The following is a 14,771-nucleotide window of genomic DNA, read 5'->3' as shown; positions in this document are numbered from 1 at the left end:
GGTAAAGTAACAGTAGAAACCATCTTACACAGCAGGGGGAAATCAAAATGGGTAAAATCACAAAAATATGGTTACCGCTATTAGCCTTGATGCTAATCTTGTCTGCTTGCGGCGGCAAAGACGGAGGAAACTCGAATAAACCGAGTACCGAGAGTCCTAATGCATCTGCAGAAGCAGATCTTGTATTCGAAAAAGGCAAATATGATCCGCCGATTGATATTAGCACGGTTATTATGCCGAAAGAATACACCAAGGGTGAAACGAAGGACAATAACGTTCATGACCGTTGGATGCTTGAGACGCTTGGTATGAAGCATAAAAATACCTGGTACCCGGCAGGTGCTGATCAATATAAGCAACAGCTTCAGTTGGCACTGACATCCGGCGAGAAGCTTCCGGATTTCGTATTTGTTCCTACGGATGCTGTACTGACGAATCAGCTTATTGATTCCGGACAATTCATTCCGGTTGAAGAGCTGTTCAATAAGTATGCGACACAAGTATGGAAAGACCACGCCGCTAACAACCCTGAGCTGTGGTATCCGTTCACGAAGGACGGCAAGAAGTGGAACCTTCCAATCATGGAGTACACTGACAATGATGATACGCTTCTATGGCTTCGCGAAGATTGGATGAAGAAGCTTAAGCTTGAAGCACCAAAAACAATTGCTGATCTTGAGATCATCATGGATAAATTCAAAAATGAGAACCCAGACGGACTAGCTCCAAAAGATGTTTATCCGCTTGCTGTTTCATTGAAAAACAACACGAACACATGGATGGGCGGATTGGACTGGCTGTTCGGCGCTTATGGCTCTGTTCAAGAGCAATGGAACAAAGATGCTGATGGCAACCTTGAATACGGTTCTGTGAATGCAGGAGCTAAGCAAGCGCTGGCTAAACTGCAAGAATGGATGGATAAAGGCTATATTCACCCTGACTCTGCACTATGGGATGAAGGAAAATCTGCTGAGATCTGGACAAAAGGTAATGCAGGCATCTTGCCTGGCGCGAACTGGGTTCCGGACTGGCCGGCTCCAGACTTGTTGAAGAACGTGAAAGGCTCAGAATACAAAGCTTATCCAATTCCAGCAGGCCCAGATGGCTTGATCGGTACCAAATGGCAAAATTCCGGCGTGAACAGCAGCTTCATGATTAACAAAGATGCGAAGCACCCGGAAGCGATTATTCTTTATTACAACTATTTGCTTGATAATCTGGCTGATCCAAAAGCAGGCAGCCCTTACGAGTATGGCTTTGCACAAGGCTATGACTGGGATATGATCGACGGCAAACCAACAAGCGATAAAGACAAGATTGATGGTTTCTTCGATAAATTCCCGTACATTACTGGTCCTGCACGTATCCCTAACCTCTACATGAGCTCGCTTGTGAAGCTGGCGAATGGCGAGAAGGCAGAAACACCTTATGAGAAGCTGCAGGAGCAATCCCGTAAGCCTGAGAACTGGTATGCTGCAAAAGTCGTTATGGATCAAATCGACATTCGCAAGCAAAATTACTTCACAGGTGCAGCAACGCCAACCATGATTGAGAAATGGAGTCTTCTTCGCCAATCCGAGCTGGAGACGTTCAATAAAATCATTTACGGCAAATTGCCTGTGGATGCTTTCGACGAATTCGTTACCAACTGGAAAGCAAACGGTGGAGAGCAAGTAACGAAGGAAGTTAATGAGTGGTTCCAATCTGTATCTAAGAAATAACAGCAGCAGTTAAGAAGCAATAGGTGATGAAAGAACCTTCGTTTCCACGTTCACAGTGGTTTCGGAGGTTCTTTTGGTTATTTAAGGGATGGATTCACTGCCTGTGTGAGGCAAGATCACTGAGGTGTGAGTAGAAATTCACATAACTGAGGGCGATTGGAGCAGGAAACGAGGAGGTATGAGTCTAGGCTCATACCTCGGGAGGCTAGTCTCATGAGCGATGAGTCTGACCTCATAGAATGCTCATCGTGTAGGGAAAGCATGCCGTATGGGCGAGAATAGCCTCACAGATAAGTGAGGCAGGCTATCGTTGCTGTGCTCGCAGCTGAGAATTCGTCATTAGAGTAACTGGGTTGTATGAGGAGGCAAGATCAATAAAGTGGGTAAAAAAAACGTTAATGGAGTACTTGGATAACGAGCTTATTTCTCATGAAATAAGCCTTTTTTGTGCACCTTTTATTTGAATAGTGGTTAATTCTGTGAAAATGTTAATCCTACGGGCACTAGTAGCTGTGTTATAATTTGGCGCAGAGGATGATTGTTGGGTCGATATACCCACTTGAATGACTGGGAGGTAACTATGATCATAGCAAGCAAACCGGTTAGAAGGATAATAATCGTCATGCTGTTGGCGATGCTTCTGCCTGGTATCTGGCCAATGTCAGTCGTAGACGCACAGCAATCTGTGGTTGCGAAGGACACACTGATTAAACGGGATGGCAAGAATGTGAAGCTGGGAGATCCCACTCGATTGCTGAATGGAAGGCTATATGTGCCTGCAGCTGACATAGCTGGGTTATTTGGCGCCAAGACTAGCTGGAATAAGAATAATGAGGAATTAACGATACATACTGAACTAAAGGATACCATTGTACTTGGGAACGGAGTTCCCGTTGTTTATTTCAACGAAGGTCGCTACCGGATGGAGGATGTCCCTTTTCTTGCTGAGGGCAGGCTATATTTGCCTCTGCGTCATCTGGCAGAGATGCTGCATGCCAAGCTTATCGCAGAAGAAGGAGTAATTGAACTCCAAACGGTACAGTCAGCTGAAGTAACGGATAAGTTCGGCTTGGACGACATCAGCAAAAAACACGGCATAAGCAAGTCAGAGCTATTGAAGCGGAATGGCTTGGATAGCAAAGCAAAGATTAAATCAGGTACGAAGCTTAAGGTAGTCATTCCTTCCATTCTGGATAATGCAGCAGCATCATTCACACAAGCAGACTTGATGTTGCTTGCGAAGATTACGATGGTTGAGGCAGGCTATGAGTCCTATGAGGGACAACTTGCTATAGCCAATGTGATATTGAATAGAGTGAAGGATTCGCGATTCCCGGATTCGGTGCGTGATGTGATTTATTCAGGAAAACAGTTTCCTCCCGCACATAATGGCATGCTGGACAAAAGCCGGCCTAACGCCAGCGTTCTACGGGCCGCGAAGGATGCGTTGAACGGGAAGAATAACGTTGAGAATGCGGTCTATTTTTTCAATCCGGCGATTTCTACAGGACCGTTCTGGTCCAGTCTGGATGTTATTACGACGATCGGGCATCATAGCTTTGCAAGATAGCCTAGATAGCTCCTTGTAGTCATATATGTAGAACGAGCGATGAGCTGTTCTCCATCTAAGGCCGCGCCCTTGAGGCGTGGTCTTTTTTTTAGCTAACGAGCAATAGGCATTGGTGTATTACGAGAGCTTCATAATTGTAGATATTGATGAATTATGTAACAATAAGAATGATGAGTAAACAGCATTAACCTGCATTAAGGGTTTGTCTATTATATAAGGTTGGAAGTGAATGAGCTGCGGCATCCAGATCACTTTCTTCAACAGATTGGAGTCCTATTATGAGCTATAGCAACTTGGAGCAATGCATCATTGATTTAGAAAAGCATGGGCATCTGGTACGTATACATGAAGAGGTTGATCCTCATCTCGAAATGGCTGCCATACATATGAAGGTATATGCAGCAGGTGGCCCGGCATTATTATTTGAGAATGTGAAGGGATCGAAGTACCGGGCGGTTTCCAATCTTTTTGGCACGGTCGAGCGCAGCAAGTTTATTTTTCGGGATACGTTCGAATCTACGCAAAATGTAATCGCCTTGCGGAATGATCCGATGAAAGCGCTCAAAAAGCCTTTTAGCTACATTGGAACAGGGCTGGCGGCCAAAAAAGCTTTACCGATCAAGACCGGCGGACTTCCAGCAGGCTTTGAGGAAATCCAAATTTCCGACCTTCCCCTCATTAAGAGCTGGCCTGAGGATGGAGGCGCTTTTGTGACGCTGCCGCAGGTGTATTCGGAGAATCCGGACAAGCCGGGGATTATGAACTCTAATCTGGGCATGTATCGGGTACAACTCAGCGGCAATGAATATGAATGGAATAAAGAGGTTGGCATTCATTATCAAATTCACCGAGGAATCGGCGTCCATCAGGACAAGGCGAATAAGCTTGGCAAGCCCCTCAAAGTAAGCTGCTTCATTGGCGGACCGCCTGCTCATACGTTATCAGCAGTCATGCCTCTGCCTGAAGGAATGAGTGAAATGACTTTTGCGGGACTGCTGTCAGGGCGCCATTTCCGATATAGCTATGTGGATGGACATTGTATCAGCAATGATGCGGATTTTGTTATTACAGGAGAGATTCATCCTAATGAGACGAAGCCGGAGGGGCCTTTTGGCGATCATTTGGGCTATTACAGCCTTACGCATCCTTTTCCTGTAATGAGAGTACATAAAGTGTATGCCAAACAAAAGGCTATATTTCCATTCACGGTAGTTGGCAGGCCGCCGCAAGAGGATACTTCATTCGGTACACTTATACATGAACTGACAGGCGGAGCCATTCAACAGGAGATTCCTGGACTGAAGGAGGTTCATGCCGTCGATGCAGCGGGGGTACATCCCTTGCTGTTCGCTATCGGCAGCGAACGTTATACTCCGTATCAACAAGTGAAGCAGCCAGCGGAGATTCTTACTCTAGCCAATCGAATTCTAGGTACAGGCCAATTGAGCTTAGCGAAGTATTTATTCATTACGGCCGAAGAGAATGAGCCGATAAGCACGCATCATATGGAAGAGTTCTTAGGCTATATATTGGAGAGAATGGATCTGCATCGCGATATTCATTTCCAGACCAACACAACGATTGATACACTGGACTATTCGGGTACAGGCTTGAATACCGGCAGTAAGGTCGTATTCGCGGCTGTTGGCGATAAGAAAAGAGAACTATGCACAGAGGTCCCTAATGCTTTAATTGGGCTTAATGGATTCGAAAAGGTTCATTTCGTAATGCCAGGAATAGTGGCGATTGAGGGACCTACTTTTACAAGCTATACAGCAGCGCAACAGCAAATAGAAGAGCTTTGCAAGGCGATTACGGATAAGGGGAAGATTGCTTCCTGTCCGATGATTATATTATGTGATGACAGTGACTTCATGAGTGCGACAATTGATAACTTCTTGTGGGCGACATTTACACGCAGCAACCCCTCCCATGATTTGCATGGTGTGAATAGCTATTATGAGCATAAACATTGGGGCTGTGATAATGTTATTATCGACGCTCGTGTTAAGCCGCATCAAGCACCGCCATTAATACCTGATCCAGCTGTAGAAAGCCATATCCAACGATTATTCGTGCAAGGTGCTAGCCTAGGCCATATTTCTAGATAACGATATTTTCTCAGCATATAGCATACGGAAAAGGACAACATCATTTGCTGCGCCCGCAATCTCAAGAGGAGGGGCAGACAGTCATCAGGGAGGGATAGAGATGAGGAACTATATTATATTTGGAGCAAGTAAAGGTCTGGGAGATGCTTTTGTAAAAGGATTGCCAGCGAAGGGGGACCGGGTATGGGTCGTTTCCAGAAGTAGACCGAATAGCCTCGATCTTCAAGATGGGATTGAGAGGATATGGGTTCAGGCAGATTTATCGCAGCAAGATGCCGCCGCGAGCATAACAGCTGCACTGCATAACAAGAGGATTGATGTACTTATTTATAACGTTGGCATTTGGGAAAAAGAAGGCTTCGAGGATCACTATGATTTTGAAGCGGATGATCCAGCTGATATAGCGAATATCATTCATGTGAATATTACTTCGACTATCACTTGTATTCAGGCCTTATTGCCAAATTTGCGAGAATCAGAAGCGGGTAAAATAATTGTGATCGGCTCAACAGCCGGATTGGATCATACCAATCTTTCACAGGTGTCTTTTGTTGCTTCTAAATTTGGTCTGCGTGGTATCACGAATGCGCTGCGAGAGCATGTTCGAAAAGATGGGATTGCGGTGACCTGCATTAATCCGGGAGAGCTTGCAGCGGAGATTCCTTTTGAGGATGGGCCGGAAAAAGCGATTGCGGAATATAAAGGCACACGAATCCCGGTGCAAGATATTGTAGCTCTTGTGAGCTGTGTAGTGAGCCTGTCCAAAGCAGCTTGTGTCAAAGAAATTAATGTTCCTGCTCTTATGGATATAAACGCATAATTAGTAGGAAATGCAAGGATAGACGCTGCCATGGGAGCCTTGGAAGGCTTCCATGGCAGCAAACTTAAGTCGAATGCCTAACAATGACTTTGGAGCCAGCTATGTGTATAGGACGAAAAACTTAAGCTCATGTCCTTGCTGCTTCAAATAATTATAGAGCTGGGAGCGATGATGGAACAGATGCGTAACAATTTCAATCAACCATTTGATTTGAACAGCTCCGTGTTCGAGGTAAAAGGCTTTTGTTGATTTATTAAGCAGCTCGTCTTCCGTCAGACTCACCATGTATTGTTTCAATAGTTCATAATTGGAGCGCAATCGGTTGGCCAATTGTTCGGGATCGGATAGCTCATTCACACTAGTCTCTACTTTCTCCACTTCCTGCTGTGTAGCTTCTTGTAGAATGGCTAGATCGGAAGTGGGAATAGAAACGATATGATGGACAAGCTGCATTAGATTTCGCATATTGTCTTGAGGCTGATACGTCCACTCCTCTGGTTTAATCCGCTTAATCAGTGCCTCACTCGTCCTTACCCCAAGCTCAAGCTCCTCCAATAAATGATCACGAATAGACATAACGCCACTCATCATTACCATTCCCTTCTGTTTATAATTGGAACAACCTCGATAAAGCTATTCGATACAATCGTCGTAACGCCTGCATAATTCGTTGGCCCTTTGATAGATTTCATTTTTTAATAAGCTGGGCTCAAGCACCTCTGCTTCCAGACCAAGCGTGAAGAAGAATTGGATGGCCCATGTCCATTCTGCTGCCAGGCACATAAAGTCAAGCTCCCACTCATTATCAGCGACATGCTTTATGTATTCCCCAATATCCGGATCTCGTTCTGCAAGCAAGGCTCCGCGATAAGTCAGCTTGGCAACGATATGAATAGGCTTCCCACTTGTATCTGGTTTCTTATACACCATTTGTGCATGGCAGAGGTCTGATTGCAGCTTATCTATGGCTTCCAGTTGGTCGAACCGATCGACGCGGAAGGTCCGCTCCTCCTGATGCTGGATGGAATAAGCTTCACAATACCAGAAGCCATGTGCCATATAGACTCGGCGAGGCAATAATTGCAGCCACCTTTGATGCTTTTCGGAACGGTAATGAACATGCAGCCAAGCAGCTTCCGCTGTGTACTTCAGCAGTTCTGCTAGAAAAGGGGTTTTATAGCTGCGATTGGGAACGTGGATCTCCAAATGATTCAGAATCGGCTCCACCTGCTTCAGAATACTGGGAGGCATGATCGCTTTAATTTTATTCATCGTTGTGTGACGGGCTTGATTAAAAGGTGTATCGGCTATCTTCGTTACTGCATTAAGCGCAAATAATAAAGTTAAAGCCTCTTGCGCATCAAATTGCACGGGAGGCAAATTGTAGCCGTCCATTAGCTGGAATCCGCCGCTTGGACCGCTCGTCGCATACAGTGGGATGCCCATCTCGGATAGAGCCTCCATATCACGAAGGATCGTTCTTTTGGACACCTCTAATTGATCAGCTAACGCTTGCGCGGTCATCGTTTTTTGCTGTAAAGCAATCAGGATCGCCATCAGCCTGTCCATTCTTTTCATTAGCGCTGGTTGCTCCTTTCTACTATCAGCATAACAGAGCATTGGTGACACCATGCTTGTCATCAATTCTTTCGTTCAACAAATACATGTTCTAACATTTATTGAAGCATCCTTTGTTTGAATACACAACCGGACATAATAGGAGGTAAAGTACTGGGAATACACGGTAATTCATGGTAGTATGAGGATTACATAAGCCTGAATACCCGCAACAACTATAGAGGAGGTATGTAAATGTCTAATACTAAAAGCACAGCATCGGTTGAAGCATTGTTCAAGCCTTTTACATCCAAGAACTTGGAGGTCGCCAATCGTATTGTCATGGCGCCAATGACGAGAGGATACTCTACGGATGGTGTACCAGGAGAGGATGTGGCAGCCTATTACCGTAGACGGGCGGAGAATGGCGTTGGTCTGATCGTGACCGAAGGAACGGTAATCAATCATCCGTCTGCCTCGGGAAGCCCGAACTGGCCCTACTTTCACGGTGAGGCTGCATTGAATGGCTGGTCTAATGTCGTGGCACAAGTGCATGAGGCAGGTGGGAAAATCATTCCGCAGCTTTGGCATATTGGATTAACGCGCAAAATCGGCGATCTACCGAACCCGGAGGCTTTGCCAATCGGTCCGTCGGGGCTGAATCTCTCAGGTGAGAAAATAACGGAGCCTTTAACCGAGAATGAGATCGGGGATGTTATCGCAGCATATGCGCAGGCTGCGGCAGATGCTGCTCGAATCGGCTTTGACGGTATAGAGCTTCACGGTGCACATGGGTATCTAATTGATCAGTTCTTCTGGGACAAAACGAATAGACGTACCGATCGCTATGGCGGAGACCTTGCAGCCCGGACACGCTTTGCAGTTGAGGTGGTTGAGGCTTGCCGCAGAGCTGTTGGAGCTGATTTTCCAATTGTATTGCGTTTCTCCCAATGGAAGGCAGGCCATTATGATGCCAAATTGGTGGAGTCTCCTCAAGAACTCTCGCAATTTCTAACGCCTCTTGCCGATGCAGGAGTCGATGTGTTCCATTGCTCGACACGCCGTTATTGGGAGCCGGAGTTTGACAATTCCGAGTTGAATCTGGCAGGCTGGACGAAGAAGCTGACAGGAAAACCAACGATAACAGTAGGTTCCGTTGGACTCGATAATGAATTCAGAAGCAGCAGTGGGGACACTGCGAAGCCGGCCATTCTGAACAGCTTGATTGAGAGGCTGGATAATGGGGAATTCGATCTGGTAGCAGTCGGTCGTGCGCTGCTTGCTGATCCGGAATGGGCAGCCAAAATACGCGATAATCGTACCGAGGAGCTTCAAGACTACGATACAAGTGCTCTAAAGACATTGAACTAATCGAGCTAAGGGCTCGGATTTAGAATAGATATGGCTGTAAATTATAGAGTAGGACTGTCTTGGTGCTGTGATTCGGCATAGAATGACAGTTCTTTTTTTTGTTGAAAACCATGATAGACAGCAAGGAATATGGGAATACCTTATCGAATAAGACAAATATGTTGGTCTAATCGTGCCTGTTTACTGTAACCGACACGAATACCAAACTTAGGTTTTCTGCTTATCCTTGTTAAGCTAAATCTTCATCATAGATTATCATAAGCATCAAACATAAATTTTTGCAGTTAGAAAGGAGTAAGGCATGGCAAATATCGAGCACTTGCAAACCGTACATGCTCCAGCGTCGAAGGTTTATGAAACTTTAACCACCGCTGAGGGACTGTCGGAAATATGGACCAATGAACTCATTATGAATCATCAGATTGGCTTTATTAATGAATTTCGATTCGGCAGCAATGACATAACTAAGATGAGAATAGAGGAATTAATCTCTAATGAAAAAGTCGTATGGCAGTGTATAGATTCTGATCCAGAATGGATTGGTACGTTTATTTCCTTTGATATTCAAGAGAAGAACGGGAAGTCGTTCATTACTTTGCGTCATACGAATTGGAAAGAAGTAACGCCGTTTTATCGCTCTTGTAACTACAACTGGGCTATTTTTCTTTATAGTCTCAAATCTTATTGTGAAGATGACGTTGGTATGCCCTATCAAAAACGTAAGTTTTAATCATTGCTGATAGTTCACCACTCATGGTCAAATTTAATATAGTCTTGTTAAAAAGGCAGCCGTACAATCACTTACCTATAGAGCCAGCCGAGAATTCCACTGAGCTTGCTGCATCATTACGATCCTCATTCGTAATCTGTCGAACCTGTTTCACAGTTGAATTGGGATCTATATGTAGACTTTTGGAATAATGCAGCTCGTTAACCGTACAACCTGCACCGATTGTAATCTCTTCCCCGATTATTAGGCCTGCATTGAGGTGTTCCACCTTAATGGAGGCTCCTTTTAAGGTTGTGAAGCTCCTCTTGCTTTTACGGAACCGCAATAGGTTTAAGATGGACAGGTGGTCCGCACGAATTTCAAGGGTTCCTCTTGAAACGAGATGCTTCACAAAGCTGAAGCCCTGCAGCTTAATCATTATTTCATCAGCAGCAAGGGTGTCGCCAATATGAATTTTTCCATGTGCATGGAATACATTCGCATCTACTGAAGCTTCGGAATGAAAAGAACCAGTAGAAGAGATTTGGCTTGCAGTAACGGATTGAAAATGTCCGAAACCGGCAATAACCATTCTGTTAGCCGTACATTTGGATTGTATCCTGCAAGAGCCTGTGCTCTTCAAGCTGTCCGTATATACCTCGCCTTTGAAGTGTCCATGTCCCGCTATACTTATATGCTCTGTATGAACATCATTGGCATAGGAGGCATATCCATTTATTCGAATTTGCCGGGTAGAGTAAACGTGCATTTTATTCAAGGGAGTCCTCCGTTCGCATTTATTTCAATTTATGTATATTTCAATAATTAAAATACTTAATAATTAAATTAATTTATTCCGTTCTTGTTGTCAAGAGATGAGGGAGAAATAAAAAAGAGTTGTCAGCTCTAGGCGGACAACTCATTATTAGTCAGTAATTTGTGACATTAATTCATTTACTTGCTTGAAGACGCGGGCTATGGTGTGCAGCTTGTCTGAAGGCAGATGCTTGAATAGGGTAATTAATCTTTCTTCTCCTGTATCCGTTAAGGCAACCTTTACGACTCTTCGGTCTTCTGTGGTTCTTGTTCTATAGATCATGTTTTGCTCTTCCAGCTTATCGCACATGGAGGTTGCTGCACCAGCTGTCATGAAAAAACGATCGGAGATTTCGGTTATTCGCATGCTGCCTGTTAGTTTTAAATCCATGAGCAGCATAATATGATTTTGCGATAAAGTATCGTGGCGAGCAATGTCTTCAACAAAAGCTTTGGATTTCTGCTGCACTTGACGCATTGCCAGCATAACGCTCTGAATATTGCTTTCTGCTTCATTTGATGTGGACACGAAAATTACCGCCTTTAGTGAATCTATTATATGTATCAAAATATATAATAAGCGCAATTAGAAGTCAAAGACTAAAGGGGAAATGAACAAGTGGATGTAACATTAGCTGTCTTGTTTCCATTATTTAGACAACAGTTGAGGAAATAACTAAAATTTGCTGGTTAGTTCCTGTCGTTTACGAAGAGCGAATATAACTAATAAATAGGTATGGAAATCGCTTTTGATTTTTGGGATTCGCATTTTGCGCTCGCTAAACTCTTGTGGGACAAGACTTTTTTCGAGCGCTGTCGCATTCTATGTGAGTGCGTGATTGAGATGTCCCAACTGCAAGTGTTTGATTTGAAAACCCTGTTACACACTATATGAGTGTGTAAATTGAAATTACTATTATCAATTATGCTGAGCTGATAAAAAAGATTGAATTTATTGAAAACGGATTATTTTGAAGGAGGGTCGAAATGGCTCCTTCAAAATAATCTTTTTTAATATATTTTAAAAACTTTATTATTTATTTAAAAATAAGTTGGTAACAGAGGGATATTGTAGTATATTGTCGAAATTATGCATATAACAAACGAAGTAATGGGGCGAACTAATGAAAACTAAAAATATGGATTATTTGAAAGCTCACCGTATGGATTTATATAACAAAGTATTAGGTGCGGAAAGATTAGCTGAGCTGGAGAAGATGAAGATTAGGTTGGAAGAACACCATGCTGTTCCTAATTTAGTCATACATAAAGACGAGAACAGGATCTTTTTGCATGACCAAACTGATCCATGGAAAGAAGCCACTCATCTTCTGCAAGGAGTAGAGCATCAATTAAGGCAACAGAATCATCAAGTGGTATTTTTCGGAACTGGACTAGGATATCACATTAAACGTTTTATCTCATTGTTTCCACAAGTTCCATATACCATTTATGAACCTTCGGCCCAAACTTTCTTGGCGTTTATTTCAAGCTGTTCGTTTGAGGAAATCAATATGAACATGCTTCGCAATCTCTTTATCGGATACCACTCGTCACAAACGATTGAAGAAATTAGAACGGTTATTTATCAAATACCGAATAGCTTTACGATTCTGACTTTACCATCCTACCAAAAGATATATCGAGAATTGCATCAGCAATTTCTTACAATAACTAACCGTCTAGTTGAATATAAGAAGCAGCAGCTGCAGATCAATCATCATTTTGAAAAGCAGTGGGTGCAAAATAGTATTGCTAATTTCCCTTTCACTATGGAAACACGAAGCATCTTCGACTATCGACAGTATTTAGAAAATAAGCCAGTCTTATTGGTAGCGGCGGGAGCCTCCCTTCAAGAAGAATTTGAGAACATCAGAAGGATCAAAGAGCAAAAATCAGCTTATATCATCGCGGTAGGATCTGCTATTAATGCGTTTATAGAAAATAATATGATTCCAGATGCAGCCTTTACATATGATCCAACAGAAAATAATCACAAAGTGTTTGATCGAGCCATTAAAGAGAACAGGGAAGCTTTTCCTCTTATATTTGGGACTACGGTCGGAAAAGACACAGTAAGCCAGTTTCCTTGGTCCAGAATACATATACCTATCAGTCAAGATTCCATTGCTGCCTTCTATTGCAAGAAAGAGCCTGATTCAACAGTGGTTCAGGATGCGTCATCGATTGCTATCGTAGCTATGCAAGTTCTACTAGCGTTGAGATGCTCTTCTATCATTTTAGTTGGTCAAAATTTTGCTTTTCGAGAGGGCAGATATTATGCGGAGGGCGTCCCTTACAGCCCAACATCATCCGATCCTAATGAAACACATGTAGTAAGTACTTCGGGTGAACGTATCTTGACCACTAGTACGCTCAATTTAATGCGCAAGGAAATGGAATACTATATTAGAAAAAGCTCCTCTGCCACCATTGTAAATACGACTAAAGAGGGCGCGGCAATAGAAGGAGCGACATTCAAACCCTTGTCCGAGGTTATGATCACCGATTTAGAAGTTGGTGTTGTAGATACTAAGTGGTTCTTGCGACTTCCAGTGAAAGAAGCAGATGCTGCATTTTTACTAGCTAGAAAAGAGCAGATGCTGCAACAGCACAAAGACTTGCAGCATCTGTTCTCAGAGCTTCAACAAGCGATGATTATTTTACAATCCAATCAGCAATCAGAAGCTTTCCAAAAATTCGATTCATTATTTAAGAGATTACAGCAAAATTTATTTTTTCGCTATTTCTTGCAACCAATGAATAGAGCCAATTACGAGATTCTATTCAGCAAGGTTGTAGTTGTGAAGACAGAAAAGAATCCAGTGAAAAAGGCGGAGATTGTTCTGTCCTTTTTTGGCAAGTTTTTATACGAATGTTATGATGATTTTTTATTAATTCAGTCTCAATTTGAGAAGCTCAATCATTATATTGAAGAATATGTAAACGAGAGGGTAGAAGCAAAATGAAAAAGAAGAATAAGAATAAAAAAAATGTGAGTGTCATGAATCGTGGTATAAAGGTATTGACGATCTGTTCTGCATCGGTACAAATTCTTAATCTATTTGCTCCTTTTGTTTCGTATGCATCTTCCCCAGGGCACAAGGTGGAATCAGCTATTATTAATCCTCAGAAATTAAACGCTCCGGTAAATGTTCTTGCTGATTCTTTATTTTCCGCATCATCCCCAAGCTTGGTAGAGGTGCTGCCTGAGAAAACAGGCGCTTCAGTATCCAGTAATTTAGTCATTCGCTTCAATGAGGCAGTGCGCTTCGGCGACGGAGAGATTCAACTGTATAAAAAAGGCGAAAGTACGCCTGTGTTCCATGCACGGGTATCTGGAGGCTATAATGCGCAATTCGCATGGGTGTCGGGAACGGCGGTAGTCGTCGACCCGTCTTTCGATCTGGAAGAGAATACTTCGTATTATGTGCAGGTAACATCAGGGGCAATAAGCGATGAGGCGGGCAATGTTTACAGCGGTATTTGGGATACGACGACATGGGATTTCACGACAGAGAATGGGGAGCCAGTACTCAAACAATTCGGACCTCGTACAAGCGGTACAAACGTGGATACGAATCTCTTCATGGACTTTAATGAGCCGATGAAGCTCGGAACGGGAGAGGTGTATATTCGACAGCAGTCGGATTACACGATAGTACAGGCCTTTTACATCTCAGGCGGCACGATCCAGGGAGCGACTGCGCACTTCAGCGGCAGTTTTGTTATGCTTGACCCCCATGTAGATTTGGCAGATTCGACGGGGTATTACGTCGAGGTGACGAGCGGAGCATTCGAGGATCTGGGAGGCGAACCGTACGCTGGCATGGAGAGCGGTCAGTGGATGTTTATAACGGCAGATATGACGGCACCAAGCTTGGTAGAGGTGTTGCCTGAGAAAACAGGCGCTTCGGTATCCAGTAATTTAGTCATTCGCTTCAATGAGGCAGTGCGCTTCGGCGACGGAGAGATTCAACTGTACAAAAAAGGCGAAAGTACGCCTGTGTTCCATGCACGGGTATCTGGAGGCTATAATGCGCAATTCGCATGGGTGTCGGGAACGGCGGTAGTCGTCGACCCGTCTTTCGATCTG

At 43.7% G+C, this 14,771-nt stretch carries 12 protein-coding genes; 8 read left to right on the top strand and 4 right to left on the bottom strand.

Going from position 1 to position 14,771, the window contains the following annotated elements; all coding sequences use genetic code 11:
- The first annotated feature begins 47 nt into the window (after positions 1 to 47).
- The 4 genes from AC50YO_RS16505 (at position 48) to AC50YO_RS16490 (ending at position 6,222) form a co-directional block, all read left to right on the top strand.
- Positions 48 to 1,721: a type 2 periplasmic-binding domain-containing protein gene (locus tag AC50YO_RS16505; protein ID WP_494848744.1), complete on the top strand. Its 1,674-nt coding sequence runs from the start codon at positions 48 to 50 to the stop codon at positions 1,719 to 1,721.
- 580 nt (positions 1,722 to 2,301) lie between these two features.
- Positions 2,302 to 3,291, top strand: coding sequence for a cell wall hydrolase (locus AC50YO_RS16500; protein ID WP_494848743.1), 990 nt, complete (start codon positions 2,302 to 2,304; stop codon positions 3,289 to 3,291).
- A gap of 278 nt (positions 3,292 to 3,569) precedes the next feature.
- The gene (locus AC50YO_RS16495; RefSeq protein ID WP_494848741.1) at positions 3,570 to 5,402 is read left to right on the top strand and encodes a UbiD family decarboxylase; all 1,833 of its coding nucleotides are present in this window, start codon (positions 3,570 to 3,572) and stop codon (positions 5,400 to 5,402) included.
- A 100-nt stretch (positions 5,403 to 5,502) separates the two neighbouring features.
- Positions 5,503 to 6,222, top strand: a complete 720-nt coding sequence (locus AC50YO_RS16490) for an SDR family NAD(P)-dependent oxidoreductase (RefSeq protein ID WP_494848740.1) — start codon at positions 5,503 to 5,505, stop codon at positions 6,220 to 6,222.
- A gap of 99 nt (positions 6,223 to 6,321) precedes the next feature.
- Here the strand turns inward: AC50YO_RS16490 and AC50YO_RS16485 are convergent, their stop codons facing one another.
- Together AC50YO_RS16485 and AC50YO_RS16480 are read right to left on the bottom strand one after the other, a co-directional pair.
- Positions 6,322 to 6,810, bottom strand: a complete 489-nt coding sequence (locus AC50YO_RS16485) for a DinB family protein (RefSeq protein WP_494849238.1) — start codon at positions 6,808 to 6,810, stop codon at positions 6,322 to 6,324.
- A 45-nt stretch (positions 6,811 to 6,855) separates the two neighbouring features.
- The gene (locus tag AC50YO_RS16480; protein ID WP_494848738.1) at positions 6,856 to 7,800 is read right to left on the bottom strand and encodes a helix-turn-helix transcriptional regulator; all 945 of its coding nucleotides are present in this window, start codon (positions 7,798 to 7,800) and stop codon (positions 6,856 to 6,858) included.
- 234 nt (positions 7,801 to 8,034) lie between these two features.
- On the opposite strand from AC50YO_RS16480, the gene AC50YO_RS16475 reads away from it, so the two are divergent.
- Both AC50YO_RS16475 and AC50YO_RS16470 read left to right on the top strand, forming a co-directional pair.
- On the top strand, positions 8,035 to 9,150 hold the full coding sequence (locus AC50YO_RS16475) for an NADH:flavin oxidoreductase (protein WP_494848736.1): 1,116 nt from the start codon (positions 8,035 to 8,037) through the stop codon (positions 9,148 to 9,150).
- 301 nt (positions 9,151 to 9,451) lie between these two features.
- The gene (locus AC50YO_RS16470) at positions 9,452 to 9,880 is read left to right on the top strand and encodes an SRPBCC family protein (protein WP_494848734.1); all 429 of its coding nucleotides are present in this window, start codon (positions 9,452 to 9,454) and stop codon (positions 9,878 to 9,880) included.
- A gap of 67 nt (positions 9,881 to 9,947) precedes the next feature.
- Here AC50YO_RS16470 and AC50YO_RS16465 read toward each other — a convergent pair whose 3' ends face one another.
- A complete protein-coding gene (locus AC50YO_RS16465) occupies positions 9,948 to 10,637 on the bottom strand; it encodes a hypothetical protein (RefSeq protein ID WP_494848733.1) in 690 nt (229 codons plus the stop codon).
- 147 nt (positions 10,638 to 10,784) lie between these two features.
- On the bottom strand, positions 10,785 to 11,204 hold the full coding sequence (locus AC50YO_RS16460) for a MarR family winged helix-turn-helix transcriptional regulator (RefSeq protein ID WP_494848732.1): 420 nt from the start codon (positions 11,202 to 11,204) through the stop codon (positions 10,785 to 10,787).
- A 595-nt stretch (positions 11,205 to 11,799) separates the two neighbouring features.
- On the opposite strand from AC50YO_RS16460, the gene AC50YO_RS16455 reads away from it, so the two are divergent.
- Positions 11,800 to 13,644 (top strand): motility associated factor glycosyltransferase family protein, encoded by a 1,845-nt coding sequence (locus AC50YO_RS16455; protein WP_494848731.1) that lies wholly within the window; start codon positions 11,800 to 11,802, stop codon positions 13,642 to 13,644.
- Positions 13,641 to 14,771 (top strand): Ig-like domain-containing domain (locus tag AC50YO_RS16450; RefSeq protein WP_494848728.1); only part of this gene is annotated, 1,131 nt, incomplete at its 3' end. The genes AC50YO_RS16455 and AC50YO_RS16450, both read left to right, overlap by 4 nt.

The sequence above is a fragment of the Paenibacillus sp. J22P59 genome, from assembly GCF_059383895.1.
The sequence above is the reverse complement of the archived record's forward strand: the minus strand, read 5'-3'. Positions and strand labels throughout refer to the sequence as shown.